General features: G+C 57.4%; 14 protein-coding genes, 2 tRNA genes and 2 pseudogenes. 12 read left to right on the forward strand and 6 right to left on the reverse strand.

Annotated features, from left to right (window positions below; translation table 11 throughout):
- The first annotated feature begins 285 nt into the window (after nucleotides 1-285).
- Nucleotides 286-783, forward strand: a complete 498-nt coding sequence (locus tag HMPREF1024_RS0125420) for a molybdopterin-dependent oxidoreductase (RefSeq protein WP_004198821.1) — start codon at nucleotides 286-288, stop codon at nucleotides 781-783.
- A 10-nt stretch (nucleotides 784-793) separates the two neighbouring features.
- Nucleotides 794-2704 carry a bifunctional diguanylate cyclase/phosphodiesterase gene (locus HMPREF1024_RS24010; protein ID WP_004196289.1) on the forward strand — a complete coding sequence of 637 codons (1911 nt, stop codon included), beginning with the start codon at nucleotides 794-796 and terminating at the stop codon, nucleotides 2702-2704.
- Here the strand turns inward: HMPREF1024_RS24010 and HMPREF1024_RS31010 are convergent.
- Nucleotides 2701-2828 (reverse strand): annotated as a pseudogene (locus HMPREF1024_RS31010) (hypothetical protein). The gene HMPREF1024_RS24010 and the pseudogene HMPREF1024_RS31010 overlap by 4 nt on opposite strands.
- 97 nt (nucleotides 2829-2925) lie before the next feature.
- Here HMPREF1024_RS31010 and HMPREF1024_RS24005 point away from each other — a divergent pair.
- Together HMPREF1024_RS24005 and HMPREF1024_RS24000 are read left to right on the forward strand one after the other, a co-directional pair.
- Nucleotides 2926-3258, forward strand: coding sequence for a DUF1971 domain-containing protein (locus HMPREF1024_RS24005; protein ID WP_002911866.1), 333 nt, complete (start codon nucleotides 2926-2928; stop codon nucleotides 3256-3258).
- A gap of 6 nt (nucleotides 3259-3264) precedes the next feature.
- Entirely contained in the window at nucleotides 3265-3600 is a 336-nt protein-coding gene (locus HMPREF1024_RS24000; RefSeq protein ID WP_002911862.1) for a DUF1869 domain-containing protein, read from the forward strand.
- Between the two features lie 5 nt (nucleotides 3601-3605).
- Here HMPREF1024_RS24000 and HMPREF1024_RS23995 read toward each other — a convergent pair whose 3' ends face one another.
- Nucleotides 3606-4520 carry a LysR substrate-binding domain-containing protein gene (locus tag HMPREF1024_RS23995; RefSeq protein ID WP_002911860.1) on the reverse strand — a complete coding sequence of 305 codons (915 nt, stop codon included), beginning with the start codon at nucleotides 4518-4520 and terminating at the stop codon, nucleotides 3606-3608.
- 131 nt (nucleotides 4521-4651) lie between these two features.
- Here HMPREF1024_RS23995 and HMPREF1024_RS23990 point away from each other — a divergent pair, with 131 nt between their 5' ends.
- From HMPREF1024_RS23990 to HMPREF1024_RS23980, 3 genes are all read left to right on the forward strand, one after another.
- The gene (locus tag HMPREF1024_RS23990; protein WP_009307508.1) at nucleotides 4652-5227 is read left to right on the forward strand and encodes a hypothetical protein; all 576 of its coding nucleotides are present in this window, start codon (nucleotides 4652-4654) and stop codon (nucleotides 5225-5227) included.
- 192 nt (nucleotides 5228-5419) lie between these two features.
- The gene (locus HMPREF1024_RS23985; RefSeq protein ID WP_004180471.1) at nucleotides 5420-6256 is read left to right on the forward strand and encodes an alpha/beta fold hydrolase; all 837 of its coding nucleotides are present in this window, start codon (nucleotides 5420-5422) and stop codon (nucleotides 6254-6256) included.
- Between the two features lie 206 nt (nucleotides 6257-6462).
- Nucleotides 6463-7434 (forward strand): sensor domain-containing diguanylate cyclase, encoded by a 972-nt coding sequence (locus HMPREF1024_RS23980; RefSeq protein ID WP_009307509.1) that lies wholly within the window; start codon nucleotides 6463-6465, stop codon nucleotides 7432-7434.
- Here the strand turns inward: HMPREF1024_RS23980 and HMPREF1024_RS23975 are convergent.
- Entirely contained in the window at nucleotides 7431-8534 is a 1104-nt protein-coding gene (locus tag HMPREF1024_RS23975; RefSeq protein WP_009307510.1) for an AarF/UbiB family protein, read from the reverse strand. The two genes, HMPREF1024_RS23980 and HMPREF1024_RS23975, sit on opposite strands and share 4 nt — an antisense overlap.
- 153 nt (nucleotides 8535-8687) lie before the next feature.
- On the opposite strand from HMPREF1024_RS23975, the pseudogene HMPREF1024_RS31625 reads away from it, so the two are divergent.
- Nucleotides 8688-8762: pseudogene (locus tag HMPREF1024_RS31625) on the forward strand (type II toxin-antitoxin system PemK/MazF family toxin); the annotation flags it as partial.
- A 53-nt stretch (nucleotides 8763-8815) separates the two neighbouring features.
- Here the strand turns inward: HMPREF1024_RS31625 and HMPREF1024_RS23970 are convergent.
- A tRNA-Asn gene (locus tag HMPREF1024_RS23970) sits at nucleotides 8816-8891 on the reverse strand.
- 5 nt (nucleotides 8892-8896) lie between these two features.
- Between HMPREF1024_RS23970 and HMPREF1024_RS32150 the strand changes: the two genes are divergently transcribed.
- The 3 genes from HMPREF1024_RS32150 (at nucleotide 8897) to HMPREF1024_RS23960 (ending at nucleotide 10724) form a co-directional block, all read left to right on the forward strand.
- Nucleotides 8897-9049: a DUF5951 family protein gene (locus tag HMPREF1024_RS32150; protein WP_004225945.1), complete on the forward strand. Its 153-nt coding sequence runs from the start codon at nucleotides 8897-8899 to the stop codon at nucleotides 9047-9049.
- A gap of 34 nt (nucleotides 9050-9083) precedes the next feature.
- A complete protein-coding gene (locus tag HMPREF1024_RS23965) occupies nucleotides 9084-10520 on the forward strand; it encodes an EmmdR/YeeO family multidrug/toxin efflux MATE transporter (RefSeq protein WP_009307511.1) in 1437 nt (478 codons plus the stop codon).
- Nucleotides 10521-10648: 128 nt separating this feature from the next.
- A tRNA-Asn gene (locus HMPREF1024_RS23960) sits at nucleotides 10649-10724 on the forward strand.
- 161 nt (nucleotides 10725-10885) lie between these two features.
- Here the strand turns inward: HMPREF1024_RS23960 and HMPREF1024_RS23955 are convergent.
- Both HMPREF1024_RS23955 and pmrD read right to left on the reverse strand, forming a co-directional pair.
- Complete coding sequence (locus HMPREF1024_RS23955) at nucleotides 10886-12340, reverse strand: AMP nucleosidase (protein WP_009307512.1); 1455 nt, start codon at nucleotides 12338-12340, stop codon at nucleotides 10886-10888.
- Nucleotides 12341-12469: 129 nt separating this feature from the next.
- Complete coding sequence (pmrD, locus tag HMPREF1024_RS23950; RefSeq protein WP_004141189.1) at nucleotides 12470-12715, reverse strand: signal transduction protein PmrD; 246 nt, start codon at nucleotides 12713-12715, stop codon at nucleotides 12470-12472.
- A gap of 273 nt (nucleotides 12716-12988) precedes the next feature.
- Here pmrD and HMPREF1024_RS23945 point away from each other — a divergent pair.
- Nucleotides 12989-14582 (forward strand): carboxylesterase (locus HMPREF1024_RS23945; protein WP_009307513.1); only part of this gene is annotated, 1594 nt, incomplete at its 3' end.

Genomic DNA, 14582 nt, shown 5'->3' on the forward strand with positions numbered 1-14582 from the left:
CTTCATTGTTATTGGAATGAGACGCTTTTACCGTTGCGTCTGCTCTGAGACTACCGCGCAGCGGCCGTGGAGGAAAGTAGTTTGCCTGCTAAGCGGGGAAGATGGCGCAAAAAAGAATCGATGGGAAAGGCGGGCGAAATCACACCCTGGACTTAACATTCTGGCAATTTGCCATCCAGCTTATACTTTTAATTAAATCAACGGATAACAAAGATGGACACCTTTTAAGAATCGACGTAAATGGTTTACACTTAACGTGTCTCCCTCTCTGGAATGGTGAGTAAAATGCGTCTACTTCTTGCAGTTTTATTTTGTTCTGTCATGTTGCCTTCTGCTTATGCTGAAAAACTGCCTGCGCCGACAGGAAAACCTGTACTGACCATTTCCGGAAAAATCGGAAATATGAATGTCGGCGACAAGGCCGTTTTTGATCTCGCAATGCTGGAAAAACTGGGGATGAAGACGATAGAAACCACCACCCCCTGGTACACCGGCAAGGTTCGTTTTGACGGTATTCCCCTTAGTAAACTCATGGATTTAGTCGGCGCGAAAGGCACATCGGCCCGCGTGCTGGCGCTGAACGACTACACCACCATTATCCCGATTGATGATTTTTATAAATTCCCGGTCATTATGGCGTTAAAAATGAACGGTCAATATATGCGCATTCGTGATAAAGGCCCGTTATTTATTGTCTACCCTTACGACAGCAGTGCTGAATTACAGAACCAGATCTATTATTCCCGATCGGCCTGGCAAGTTTCAAAGATGATTATAGAATAAGGGTTGGATCTTGAATCGAATACTCACGGCTATTATTTTGTCGTTATTTGTTGTCACCGGATATATTACTTATCTGGTGCATGAGCGACAAAGTGAGTTGCAAAAATTTACCCGCTATACGGACTCGTGGTCAATGTCGCAGATGGTGTCGGAATATATGCGGCTGGAGTCTCGTCTGGCGGGAATGGCGATTGGGGCCGAAGGGGCGGACCACGATGAGGTGCGCCTGCGTCTTGAGATCATGATGAGCCAGATCGAGCTTCTGCAGGAGGGCGATCTGGGTAAATTTATCAATAAAAGCGAGCAGCGGAAGACGGTGGTTGCGACGCTGATTCGTAATCTTCATCTGCTCGATAAACAAGTTGATACCATGACGCCGGAGCAGGTCAGACAGATCCTGCCGGTGTTAAGCGAGCTGGATGGTCCGCTGACCTCAATGGCCGCCGCCACCCTGACGCAAGATATCAATATCGTTAATATCACCCATGATAAAATCCAGCATCTCTATTATATCTACTCGGTGATCTCCATTCTGCTGATCGCCATGTGTATAACTCTCGGTCTGCTGATGCTCCGACAGAATAATAATCTGCGTCGCGCCCATGTTCGTATGAAAACGCTGGCCAACGATCTGCAGGCCTCGAAAGAGAAGCTGCAGGTGCAGAACCGCCGGCTGCAGTACGATGCCTACCATGATTCGCTGACCGGTATGCCCAACCGTCTCTCTTTCTGGCAGCGGCTGCAGGAGATCGTCAACCAGGTGCGTCCGTATAAGGGATGCGCCGTGGTGATGCTTTTCGACCTCGACAGCTTTAAGGATGTGAACGATACCCTTGGCCATGATGCTGGCGATAAGCTGCTGCAGGATCTGGCCAGTCGCCTCTCTTTTTTCCGCAAAACCTCTGAGACGCTGTATCGCCTTGGCGGTGATGAGTTTGCGATGCTCTCCTACGATCTCACTGAGGAGATGGCCCTTGAGCGGGCCAATGTTATCCGGGAGAAGATCAGCCAGCCCTATCAGATCTACGATGCGCAGATTAATATCGACGCCTGCATTGGGATCGTGATCTCTGACGGTGAAAGTCGTACCGATTATCTGTACAAGTGCGCCGACCTCGCGCTGTATGAGGCGAAAAAAGAGGGTAGCGGCCATGTGCAAATCTTCCGGCCGGGGATGCTGCAGCGCCTGCAGGAGAACAAATCGTTTGAAGACGATCTGCTGCAGGCCCTGGCCCATGACGAATTCAAAGTCTACTATCAGCCGATCGCCGATACCGTCACGCGCGAAATCTACGGCTATGAAGCGCTGGTTCGCTGGTTCCATCCGGTGCGCGGCGCCGTGCCGCCGACGGTGTTTATTCCGGTGGCAGAGAAAATCGGTCTTATTAATGCCCTTGGCGAATGGGTGCTGAAAACCGCCTGTGCCGAAGCGGCCAGCTGGGCGACGCCGCTGAAGGTCTCGGTCAACGTTTCACCAATTCAGTTGATGAATACATCGCTGACCGACACCATTATCGAGGTGCTGCATCAGACCGGCCTCGATCCGCGACGTCTTGATCTGGAGATCACCGAGTCGGACGTATTCAATGAGAACACCCGTTCGCTGGAAATTCTCAGCCAGCTGCGCGAGCAGGGCATTCAGATCTCCATCGATGACTTTGGTACCGGCTATTCTTCCCTGTCCCGTTTAAGCTACTTCCCGTTCGATAAAATTAAAATCGACCGCTCGTTTGTCATCAATATTCCGGAACAAAAAGACGATCTGGATATCGTCCGCCTGATTATCAGCATGGGAAAGAGCCTGCATATGCGCATTGTGGCGGAAGGTGTAGAGACCGAAGAGCAGTTGGCTTCGCTGCAGGCGCTGGGCTGTGACCTGGTTCAGGGATATTTAATCGGCAAACCGAGTCCGCTGCGCTAACAAATTTTTAACGCGTTTATTTTTATTCTCCGGGCGATTTCAGGATCCTGAAATCGCCTTTTTTATTTTCTCTTAGCGCTAATCCCTGCGAGGTATAAAAAGGAGTAGGCGTAAAATTCCACAACAAAATAATATCCTTAACGTTTAAAAGGGGTATATGATATGCATCATATAGGCTATTTCTGAACGTCGCGTTTGAGACGGTAAAGTGAGGCACAATCATGCAGCGAATCATTATTCCCACCCATTACGTTCACACCCGCAGCACGCCGCTGTGGACCAAAGAGACCGCCCCGGCCTCTATCTGGCGCCGCCATCTGGATGCCGGCACCCGGCAGGGCGTCTACCCTCGTCTCTCAGTGATGCAGGGGGCGATCCGCTATCTCGGCTATGCCGATGAAACCAGCCCCGAGCCCGTTGAAACCCTGACTATTGAAGCCGGCCAGTTTGGCGTCTTTCCGCCGGAGAAGTGGCACTGTATTGAGGCCCTCTCAGAGGACACGGTTTTTAATGTCGACTTTTATGTTGATCCAAAAATTCTTATCGAGGGATAACAAGAGATGACCAGTGAAAATAAAGGTTATACCTTAGCGCTAGAGAATGGCCGACTTCACCAGAAGCAGGAAAAAATATTTCTCAAACCAATGGTGTTGTATATTCCACAGCAGGCGGTGGAGGCCGTTAATGACCTGCTGAGCAAGTTACCGGACGACAGGGAAGAGGGGGAGTTTCTGTTGACGGTCACCAATAACAATAACGGCGTCTCGGTTGATAAAACCTTTTCCTCGCTGGCGGCGCTGCGCGACCCACTCACCGCGGCTGATGCGGTGAAGGATCTGATCAATATCGTTCGCGGCTACGAGTCCGATGAAGAGACCAACGTCTGCGGCTGGTAAGCCCGCTATCCCGCAGTCGGATGGCCGCCGTCGCCCGACGCCATCTGACTGAGCAGCCACTCCCGCAGAGCGATAATATCCGCCCGCTGCGCTACCGCTTCGGTAGTGACCAGGTAGTAGCGGGCGCCAGGCAATGCGTTGCTGAACGGCGCGGACAATACGCCGCGCTGCAGCAGATCCCGCGCCAGCAGTTCGCTGGCGATCACCACTCCCTGACCGGCCACCGCCGCCTGCAGGGCATGGGTCTCATCGCTAAAGGTTAACCCCGCATCAATATTCAGCGTCGGCGGTCCATAGCGCCGACGCCAGTTCTCCCAGCTCGGCGAATCAGCTGGCACGCGCCGGTTGGCAACGTGAAACAGCGTCACCCGCTGCAGATCTTCAGGCCGGCTGAGGCCCAGAGTCGGGCTGGCGACCACGATAAAGCGATCTTCATACAGCAGCGTGCAGTACAGGTCCGGCTCCGGCGTTTCACGATAGCGAATCGCGGCGTCTACCGTGCCCAGATGCAGATCCACTCGTTCGACGCTGGTGTGTAGCCGCAGGTCGATAGCCGGAAAGCGGGCGGTGAAATCCGCCAGCCGCGGCACCAGCCAGTGGGTGAGAAAATTGGAGGTGGTGGTGACGGTTAAGGATGGCGGCTGACGGGCATGAGCGATCTGGACGACGGCCTGTTCCAGGGCGCTAAAGGCGCGTTGGGTGGCCGCGTAAAGGATCTCGCCATCAGCGGTCAGACTGACGCCCTGCGCGCTGCGTTCGCAGACCCGGCACTCCAGCACCGACTCCAGCAGTTTAATCTGATGGCTGACCGCCGTCGCGCTGACGCCGAGCGCCTCGGCGGCCTGTTTAAAACTGCGGTGGCGGGCGACGGCATGAAAAGCGCGTAGCGCCCCCAGCGGCGGCAGACGGGGCGGTCTCATGGCTGAGTTTTTCTCATCTATGGCTGAAAACTATGCGTTTGTGTAAGGCAATATAGTGGCGATAGGCTACGGGCATGTAAAGACAATGACATGAATTAAATTCATGCAGCTTCGCCTGTCAGGAGTCAACTATGCACGTTGTAAGCCGCTACACCGCCGCGGAAGCCGCGGCAACGATCGACCCCCGCGGCCGCGCTATCGCCCTTAGCGTGGTCATCGCCGCCGGGGCCTTGCTGTTAATCATGCCCCCGGTTATCGGGGTGACCGGCACGCTGAGTCTGCTGACGGCGCTGATTGCGGCCTTTGGCGTCGGGTGGGGATTCACACGCGGACAATCCTGGCTTTATCGCTCACCCCTGGCGGCGACGCGCTGGGCCTTTCTGCTGTCAGCGGCCGGCTGGCTGCTGGCGCTGGTGGCCTGGTATGGCGGGCAGGACTGGCCGGCACTGCTGCCGGGCGTGGCGTGCGGTGGGGCGGGAGCGGCTGTCGCCTGGCGCATTGCGGCGGGTAGGACGGCGCTGCCGGGGATGCGGGTCAGCGTCGCCACGGTACTGAGCGTAGCTATCGCCATCGCGGCGACGCTGCTGACCTGGCATACTGCGGGAGGAGGACGCCATGGCGTCTGCTTTGCCTTCGCCGTGCTGCTTGACTGGGCGCTGCTCGGCGCGCTGATGGTGCGGATCCGCCAGCAGGAGAGTGCGGCCTGATACCAGACGCGGTCTGGTCCAGGATCGGCGAATCAAGCGAGACAGGGTAAGTTGTCCCGCCCGGCGTTAAATATCTTCTACACTGTTACAGGCATCACATTCCTGTGCGGTCGGCACTCCTGCCGGCCGCCGTCGGCGTTCAGCCCAGGCACGGGCCTGCAGGCTGGTTATCCTGAAAGAGGAGTCTGTAATATGGCATTTGTCACCACCCAAGACGGCGTCAATATTTACTTTAAAGACTGGGGTCCAAAGGAAGCTCAGCCGATTGTTTTTCATCACGGCTGGCCGTTAAGCGCTGACGACTGGGATAACCAGATGTTATTTTTCCTTGCCGAAGGGTTCCGGGTCATCGCTATCGATCGTCGGGGTCATGGCCGCTCCGATCAGGTTAGCGAGGGGCACGATATGGACCATTACGCGGCGGACGTCTCGGCGGTGGTGGAGCATCTGGATCTGCACAATGCGGTCCACGTCGGGCACTCCACCGGCGGCGGCCAGGTCGCCCGCTACGTCGCCCGCTATGGTCAGCCGCAGGGGCGTGTGGCGAAGGCGGTGTTAATTAGCGCCGTCCCGCCGCTAATGGTGAAAACCGAGCAGAATCCGGGCGGGACGCCGATCGAGGTGTTTGACGGTTTCCGCAAAGCGCTGGCGGCGAACCGCGCCCAGTTCTATCTCGACGTCGCCTCTGGCCCGTTCTATGGCTTCAATCGTGATGGAGCAGAGATATCCCAGGGGACGATCCAGAACTGGTGGCGACAGGGGATGATCGGCAGCGCCAAAGCCCATTATGAAGGCATTAAGGCGTTTTCAGAGACCGACCAGACGGAAGACCTTAAGTCGATCACTTTGCCGGTGCTGGTGATGCAGGGAGATGACGACCAGGTGGTCCCCTATAAAAATGCGGCCATCCTGCAGGACAAGCTGCTGCCGAACAGCCAGCTGAAAATTTATCCTGGCTTCCCGCACGGGATGCACACCTCCCACGCCGATACCATCAACGCCGATCTGCTGGCGTTTATCCGCGCCTGATCTGCCCTCTTTGCCGGGCAGAGTGCCGTTAATGGCATTCCGCCAGCGCCCTGGCCGCCAGTCGCCTGGGGCGCGCCGGTTGACGTGCAGAGGAAATCTGCTTAACTCATGGGGTACCTGACGACTATTTTCCCCTCGCAGGATAAAACGCCGGGTTTCTCTGCGGAAACCCGGCGGAATTCTGCGCAAGAGACAAGTGAGAGACAATGAAATTAGCCGGACTTCATCCCGACGAGCAGCGTCGCCTGCAATCGCTACGCTCTTCCGGGCTGTTGAATAGCGGAAAAGAAGAACGCTTCGATCGCCTGACCAGGCTTGCCCGTTCGCTGTATAACCTGCCAGTGGCGTCCATCAGTCTGGTGGGGGAAGATCTCCTGCATATCAAGTCCTGTGCCGGTCTCGATGTGGACACGGTGCCGAGAGATATTTCATTTTGCGCCCATACCATTCTGCAAACCGACCCGCTTATCGTCAACGACATGCAGCAGGACGAGCGCTTTCACGATAACCCGCTGGTCATTGAGGCGCCGTTTATCCGCTTTTACGCCGGGTATCCGGTGCAACTGCCGGATGGCGCGACCGTCGGGTCGTTCTGCCTGATGGATCACCAGCCGCGATCGTTTTCCGCCCATGAAATGCAGATCTTAAGCGATCTGGCGGCGATCGTGGAGGATGAGTTCAAGGTGCTGGATGCGGCAACCTCGGATGAGCTGACGGGACTGTTTAATCGCCGGGGATTCCTCACCCTGGCAGAGTATGCCCTGCTGACGGCCCAGCGCCGCCATGAGCCGGTGAGCCTGGCGTTTGTCGACCTCGATCGCTTCAAGCACATCAATGATACCTGGGGGCATGAAGAGGGCGATCGCGCGCTGATCGCCATCGCCGACTTGATGAAAGCGGCCTTCCGCGAGTCCGATATCCTCGCGAGGCAGGGGGGCGATGAGTTTATTATTCTGTTCGCCAATACCAGCCGCCACGATGCCGCGACGGCGATGGAGACGCTCAGCCACAACGTGGCGCGTTTCAACCAGCAGGCGGCTCACCCCTGGCAGCTGGCGTTCTCCTGGGGCTGCGTCGAATACGATCCCGCCAGCCATCCCAGTCTCAACGCGCTGGTGGCCACCGCTGACCGCCTGATGTACCAGGCGAAGCAGAAGCAGGGACGCGAGCGCCGTTAATCCTTCGCGGCGGTGGCCTTCAACAGGTACTGTTGCGCCTGCTGCCGCTTCTGCGCATAGCTGTTGAGCAGCGCCTGCTGCGATTTCCCTTCGTTATCGTAAAACAGGCCGCCTTCGTCGGCGATAAAGCGATAATGCTGTTCCAGCTGGTTTATCACCCAGTCAATGCGTTGCAGGGTGAGTAAGGTACAGGACTGACCATGCAGGTCGTCTTCAATATCCAGCACATGTGAGCGAAAGGCCTCTACGGCAAACAGCCGGCTCAGCGCGGCAGAGTCCCCCAGCGCCGACTCCCAGCGCGCCGTCAACTGCTGAAAGTGAGCCAGCACCAGCGGGTCAGCGCGCCGGGCGCGAAGCCAGACGAGCTTCCGGCGGTAGCTTTCGACCGCCAGCCGCTTCATCTCGCGATATTGCGCCAGCTGCTGTTCGGCGTCAGGGAGCCGGGTCATCAGCCAGCTAAAAAAGAAGCGAGTCTCAAAACGTTCGACAAAGTGGAACAGCGGGTCGGCCAGACCATTGCTGTTGAATTCTCTCAGCGGGTCGAAGGGATACATATAGCCAAAATCGAACAGCCACAGCTGCTCCTGCCGGTCCACCAGCAGATTCCCGCTACAGAGATCCCACTCCATCAGCCCCTGCTCTTCGCAGGCTTCCAGAGTAGTAAATAGCTGGGCGATCAGCGGCGGGGTTAACTGGTGTATCGGCTCGCCGTCGATCCAGGGGGAGAGCAGGATGCCGAGGCGATAATCGGCATACAGCGTTGGGACGATGTGGGTGAAGCGCGGCGCGGTGACCGGGTCATCCTTCAGCTGTTGCAATGCCTGCCGACGCTGTACCTCATTTAAAAACGACAGCTGGCCGTTGAGGTTGGCAACGCCGGCGACGGCGCGACGTTTCTTTAAATTGTACTCCTTGCCGGCGATGCGCAGACGATAAACCTCGCCGGTCAGGCCTGAGCCGTATACCTGCACCACATAGGGGGAATCGGGGCCCAGTGCGGCGAGGGTCTCGGGCGGCAGCGGGCAGTGGCTGACGTTGCCGACGATAAGAGGTTCTCCGCTGCGATCGAACGCCTGCTGTTGCTGTTGTCTGAGGTTCATTTTGCCTCCGGGTATAACGTTAGACAGAGTGGATAATCCACGCTATCTCACCCGCAAACGGTAGTGAATTCATCCTACTGGCAGGCGCTTTTTCAGGCTGAGCTGGGGTGCGTTCACGGAGGACACGCGGGGCGTAGGGAGGCGGTAGGGAAAGGCAAGCGTCTGGAACGCATACCTGACGTCGTTGTCAACGAGGTGCTTGCCAGGCTGGATGCGATGCTGAGTTAAAGTCAGCGACGCAAAAAAGCAAAAAGCCTGCTCGAAAGCAGGCTTCTTAAATTTGGCTCCTCTGACTGGACTCGAACCAGTGACATACGGATTAACAGTCCGCCGTTCTACCGACTGAACTACAGAGGAATCGTGTGGAGTCGTATCTTAGCGGCGAAAAAACTTTTGTCAAACATCAATTCGCCTGTTCAGGTGCAACTGCCGCTTCCATCGACAATTTGTTGTCATTTCCGACAATTATTACGGAAAATACTTTGCAGGATATCCATTTCTCAATCATCATTTGAAATGTTGTTTCAACATTTCTCACTAAGGTCTCTCTTGAACGTCACCTCCGCCGTACGCCAGGCTGCCGAACGGACATCCTGGTTTAAAAAACGTCAGCGTTATCGTGTGCTGTACTGGCGCGAAATCAGCCCTCTCGCTGTGCCCATTCTGCTGGAAAATGCCTGTGTGCTGCTGATGGGGGTGTTGAGCACCTTCCTTGTCAGCTGGCTGGGAAAAGAGGCCATGGCCGGGGTGGGGCTGGCCGATAGCTTTAACATGGTCATCATGTCCTTCTTTGCCGCCATCGATCTGGGCACCACGGTGGTGGTGGCCTTTAGCCTCGGCAAGCGCGATCGGCGGCGGGCGAGGGCGGCCGCGCGCCAGTCGCTGGCCATTATGACGCTGTTTTCCATTTTGCTGGCGGGGGTGATCCATGCCTTTGGCCAGGAGATTATTGATTTTGTCGCCGGCGATGCCACCGCCCAGGTCAAGGACCTGGCGCTGACCTATCTGGAACTGACGGCGCTGAGCTACCCGGCAGCGGCGATTGCGCTGATCGGCAGCGGGGCGCTGCGCGGCGCCGGCACCACCAAAATCCCGCTGCTGATCAACGGCGGGATGAATATCCTCAATATCTTAATCAGCAGCGTGCTCATCTACGGCATCTTCTCCTGGCCGGGGCTGGGGTTTGTCGGCGCCGGGCTTGGGCTGACCATTGCCCGCTATATTGGCGCGATAGCCACGATCTGGGTGCTGATGGTGGGCCTCAATCCGGCGCTGCGGCTGTCGCTGAAGGGCTACTTCAAACCCTTTAACTTCGCCATTATCTGGGAGGTGATGGGGATCGGCATCCCGGCCAGTATCGAATCGGTCCTGTTCAATGGCGGCAAGCTGCTGACCCAGATGTTTGTCGCCGGGATGGGCACCAACGTTATCGCCGGCAACTTTATCGCCTTTTCGGTGGCCTCGCTAATTAACCTGCCGGGCAACGCCCTCGGCTCGGCCTCGACGATCATTACCGGCAAGCGGCTGGGAAAAGGGCAGATTGGTCAGGCTGAATTCCAGGCCTGGCACGTATTTTGGCTGTCGACGATTATTCTGACGCTGATCGCCTGGGGCAGCGCTCCCTTCGCCGGCTTTATCGCCTCGTTCTACACCCATGAAGAAGATGTAAAAGAAGTGGTTAAACAGCTGCTGTGGCTCAACGCCCTGTTTATGCCGATCTGGTCGCTGTCGTGGACTTTACCCTGCGCTTTTAAAGGCGCCCGTGACGTACGCTACACCATGTGGGTGTCGATGCTCGGCATGTGGGGCTGCCGGGTGGTGGCGGGCTATACCCTGGGCATCGTGCTGGGGATGGGGGTGATTGGCGTCTGGTTAGGGATGGTGCTCGACTGGGCGGTGCGCGGCGTGCTGTTTTATTTCCGCATGGTGAGCGGCCGCTGGCTGTGGAAATATCCGCGCGTGAAGGCTTCATCGGAGGAAAGCTGAGCCGTTTGCGAGGCTAATCGCCATTTTTTGCGCAAAGTGAAGAATAATTCGGCAAACGATTCATTTTATTGAAAACAGGCTTTGACAGCGCCGGGCGTCATCGATAATATGCGCCCCGTTCACACGATTCCTCTGTAGTTCAGTCGGTAGAACGGCGGACTGTTAATCCGTATGTCACTGGTTCGAGTCCAGTCAGAGGAGCCAAATTTAAGAAGCCTGCTTTCGAGCAGGCTTTTTGCTTTTCTGTCTACCGCCTTTCTTCCGTGGACAAACACCGCCGGGTCGTTTGTTTCGCTTATCCGGACGCTGACGCTCCCTGGCGGGTAACGTCAGCGTTTATCTCACGATTCCCACGTCATCGACGATTAACGGAACGGCGGCTCGTTGAAGGTGCGCAGCTTACGCGAGTGCATGTGATCTCCCTCGGCGCGCAGCAGGTCAATCGCCCGGATGCCTATCTGCAGATGCTCGGAGATAGCGCCCTCGTAAAAGCGGTTAGCCTGGCCGGGGAGCTTGATTTCACCGTGCAGCGGCTTGTCCGAGACGCAGAGCAGCGTGCCGTAGGGGACGCGGAAGCGATAGCCCTGGGCGGCGATGGTCGCGCTCTCCATATCGATAGCTACCGCCCGGCTGAGATTAAAGCGCAGCGCCGAAGCGGAATAGCGCAGCTCCCAGTTACGGTCGTCGGTGGTGACCACCGTCCCGGTACGCAGCCGCTGCTTAACCTCTTCGCCGGGCATCCCGCTCACCTGCTTGGTGGCGTCGTAGAGGGCGCGCTGCACTTCGGCAATGCTGGGGATCGGAATATCTGGCGGCAGCACCGCATCCAGTACATGATCGTCACGCAGATAGGCGTGGGCCAGCACATAGTCGCCGATGGCCTGGCTTTCGCGCAGGCCGCCGCAGTGGCCGATCATTAACCAGACGTCCGGCCGCAGTACCGCGAGATGATCGCAGATGGTTTTGGCGTTAGCCGGGCCGACGCCAATGTTAATCAGGGTGATCCCTTTGCCGTCGTGGGTGATCAGATGCCAGGCCGGCATCTGGTGCTTCTTCCACGCCAGATCGGAAATGGCCTGTTCCGGCGCTTCGGTCTCGGCGGTGATCCAGATCCCGCCGGCGCAGGAGAGAGCGATATAGGGGCTGTCGGGATCGAGGATCTGGCTGCAGCCCCAGCTGACGAACTCATCCACGTAGCGGGTATAGTTGGTGAACAGCACGTAGGGCTGGAAGTGTTCCGCCGGCGTGCCGGTGTAGTGACGCAGACGCGCCAGCGAAAAATCGACGCGGCGGGCATCAAAGTGCGACAGCGGATAGAACTCGGTGGGATGGAACAGGCCATCCGCGGTCTCATCGCCAATTTGTGACAGCTCGGTGGTAGGGAAATAGCGCGTCAGACCGGCGCTCATCGAGCGGTCGAGTGTCAGGGTGGAACCATCTATCACGTAAGGATAGGGGATCTCATGCTGCGACAGCTCGACGCTGATATTCGCGCCATAGTCCTGATACAGCAGGGTCAGCTGTTCCAGCAAATAGTTGCGGAACAGTTTCGGATTCGTAATGGTGGTGGTATAGCAACCGGCATGGGTGAAACGTCCCCAGGCGCGCGTTTTGAGGGCTTTATGATCGGCGCCGTCCCAGGAGACCGACAGCTGCGGATAGACAAAAAGACCTTCCGCGCGGGCTTCGGTATCGGGGAGCGTATTATGGTCGATATAGTCGCCGATGGCTTTGCGTAACGCCGTGACCGAGGCTTCATAGCGTGCTTCCAGCTCGGCAAGCGCTTGTTCCGGGGTCAGACTGGCGGCCTTGATATTCATGATTCGCTCCTTGTTTCAGGTCTGCTGACATTCCCGATAGTATGTCACAGCGGGAAAAGGGCGAAGGAGAATTTATCTGTCAAATGCGACGATACTCAGACCATAACCAGTAAAGGGAGCGGGCTCGTGTTATTTGCCGGCGTTTGTCCAACGCTCGCTGCTATAATGAGTGGCGTTGCGGATCTTCAAAGTTTGCGTCGGATTATTATTCAGACAATAGCGCGCATCGGCCAGCGGAGTGAGTTTATCCCCTTCCCGCAGGCGGAGGCGACAGGCTTCAATCTCTGCGATCATCTCTAGCGCACCGCTCTGAAGCACGACGCGGCAGAGGCTGGCCGAAGCGTTGTCCTGTACTTTTTTTACCCACCACTCCATCTGTTTTTTATCCTCTCATAGCGACATGTGCGTCGATAATTCATGTTTCTTAAAAATCTGACAATAAGATTATCCCCTTGGTTTATGCAGTGTTTAAAAATACGCAACCGATTGTTGATCTGTGCGCTTAGGTTTTTTTATGCCGGGGGGCAATGATCTGCCGGGTTTAATTTGCAGGAAGCGATGACTATGCTGAAAAGCAGACCGTGAGAATAGCCTGTCAGGAAGAGGGCTGATAAGTCCGGCTACGCAATAAATATAAGAGAGAGCGTCATGAAGCATCTATTTCGACACTGGCGAACGTCCGGCGCCGTTATCGGCTCACTGCTGAAAAAAGGGAGCATTGCGGTACTGGCGCTGCTGGTGGTCTTTCTCGCCGGGCGGATCTATGAGTCCCAGCGCGGCCCGGCCCTGCATCGCTGGCATACCTGGAGTGGCAACGAGATGTCGGCCGAAGAGATCGACCAGGCGACCTTTGCCCAGTATCTGGCGCGGGAGAAGACGATTTTCGCCGATCTCCAGCGTGAGGTGACAGAGGCTTTGCCGGAGGAAGATAAAACCCCGGTCAACCGCTTTTATCGTCACAGCCGGGTCTGGCCGGGGCAGTTTAAGCAGGACTGGAACCGTTCTTTTGTGCTGATGCCGCTGGGCAAGCCGCGCGGTGGCGTGGTGCTCCTCCATGGCCTGACCGATTCGCCCTACAGCGTTCGCTATCTGGCGCAACTCTGGCAGCAGCGGGGTTATGTGGCGGTGGTGCCGCGTTTGCCGGGACATGGCACCGCGCCGGGGGCGTTAACGGCGGTTGACTGGGAGACCTGGCTGGCGGCGACGCGTCTGGCGGTACGCGAAGCGACCCGCCTTGCCGGGGCGGACGTGCCGCTGGATCTGGTCGGCTACTCTAACGGCGGCGCGCTGGCGCTCAAGTATGCCCTCGATAGCCTGGAGGATAGCCACCTGCGTCAGCCGCAGCAGATTATTCTGCTGTCGCCGATGATCGGCGTGACCGCGTTTGCCCGTTTCGCCGGCCTCGCCGGGCTACCGTCCGTCTTCCCGGCGTTCGCCCGCGCGGCCTGGCTGAACGTGGCGCCTGAGTTTAATCCGTTCAAGTACAACTCCTTTCCGGTCAAGGCGGCGAGACAATCGTGGTTATTGAGCCAGGCGCTGCAGCAGCAGATTATCCGCGCGGCCCGGCAGGGCGAGCTGAAAGCGCTGCCGCCGATCCTCACCTTTCAGTCGGTGATGGATTCCACGGTCAGCACCCGCGCGGTGGTGGAGTCCCTGTATCGCTATCTGCCGGATAACGGCAGCGAGCTGGTGGTGTTCGATATTAACCAGGCGGCGGATCTCCGGGTCCTGTTTCGCCCTGCGCTCTATGCGGCGGTGAATACGCTGCTGCCCCCGGCGCCGCGGGCCTATACCACCACGGTGGTGACCAACGCGACGGCGCACACGCTGCAGACCGTCGCCCGGACCACGCTGGCCGAGGAACGGGAAGAGCATCGTTATCCTTTACACCTGGCCTGGCCGGCGGATATGTACTCTTTGTCGCATGTGGCGGTGCCGTTTCCCCTGAGCGACTCGCTGTATGGTCGCGAGCCGGACGAGAAGAACCGCTACGGCATTAGCCTGGGCACCATTTCACTGCGCGGAGAGACCGGGACGCTGAGCGTGGGGCTGGAGACGTTAATGCGCGTCACCTCCAATCCATTCTTTCCATGGATGATGACGCGCGTCGATGAGCGCATCGCCTGCGGCGAACAGGCGGCGGTGGCGGCCTGCCTGAAAGCGCAGGCCGGAGCAGAGGCATTAAAACAGGGTCAGGTGCAGAACGGTACGCAGCAGGATGCCGACGATCGCCGCGGGAGCC

Source organism: Klebsiella sp. 4_1_44FAA, assembly GCF_000238715.1.
GTDB lineage: Bacteria > Pseudomonadota > Gammaproteobacteria > Enterobacterales > Enterobacteriaceae > Klebsiella > Klebsiella pneumoniae.

Coding starts and splice junctions, on each gene's coding strand:
- HMPREF1024_RS0125420 (WP_004198821.1), top strand. CDS start 286: ATGCGTCTACTTCTTGCAGTTTTATTTTGTTCTGTCATGTTGCCTTCT.
- HMPREF1024_RS24005 (WP_002911866.1), top strand. CDS start 2,926: ATGCAGCGAATCATTATTCCCACCCATTACGTTCACACCCGCAGCACG.
- HMPREF1024_RS24000 (WP_002911862.1), top strand. CDS start 3,265: ATGACCAGTGAAAATAAAGGTTATACCTTAGCGCTAGAGAATGGCCGA.
- HMPREF1024_RS23995 (WP_002911860.1), bottom strand. CDS start 4,520: ATGAGACCGCCCCGTCTGCCGCCGCTGGGGGCGCTACGCGCTTTTCAT.
- HMPREF1024_RS23990 (WP_009307508.1), top strand. CDS start 4,652: ATGCACGTTGTAAGCCGCTACACCGCCGCGGAAGCCGCGGCAACGATC.
- HMPREF1024_RS23985 (WP_004180471.1), top strand. CDS start 5,420: ATGGCATTTGTCACCACCCAAGACGGCGTCAATATTTACTTTAAAGAC.
- HMPREF1024_RS23980 (WP_009307509.1), top strand. CDS start 6,463: ATGAAATTAGCCGGACTTCATCCCGACGAGCAGCGTCGCCTGCAATCG.
- HMPREF1024_RS23975 (WP_009307510.1), bottom strand. CDS start 8,534: ATGAACCTCAGACAACAGCAACAGCAGGCGTTCGATCGCAGCGGAGAA.
- HMPREF1024_RS23955 (WP_009307512.1), bottom strand. CDS start 12,340: ATGAATATCAAGGCCGCCAGTCTGACCCCGGAACAAGCGCTTGCCGAG.
- pmrD (WP_004141189.1), bottom strand. CDS start 12,715: ATGGAGTGGTGGGTAAAAAAAGTACAGGACAACGCTTCGGCCAGCCTC.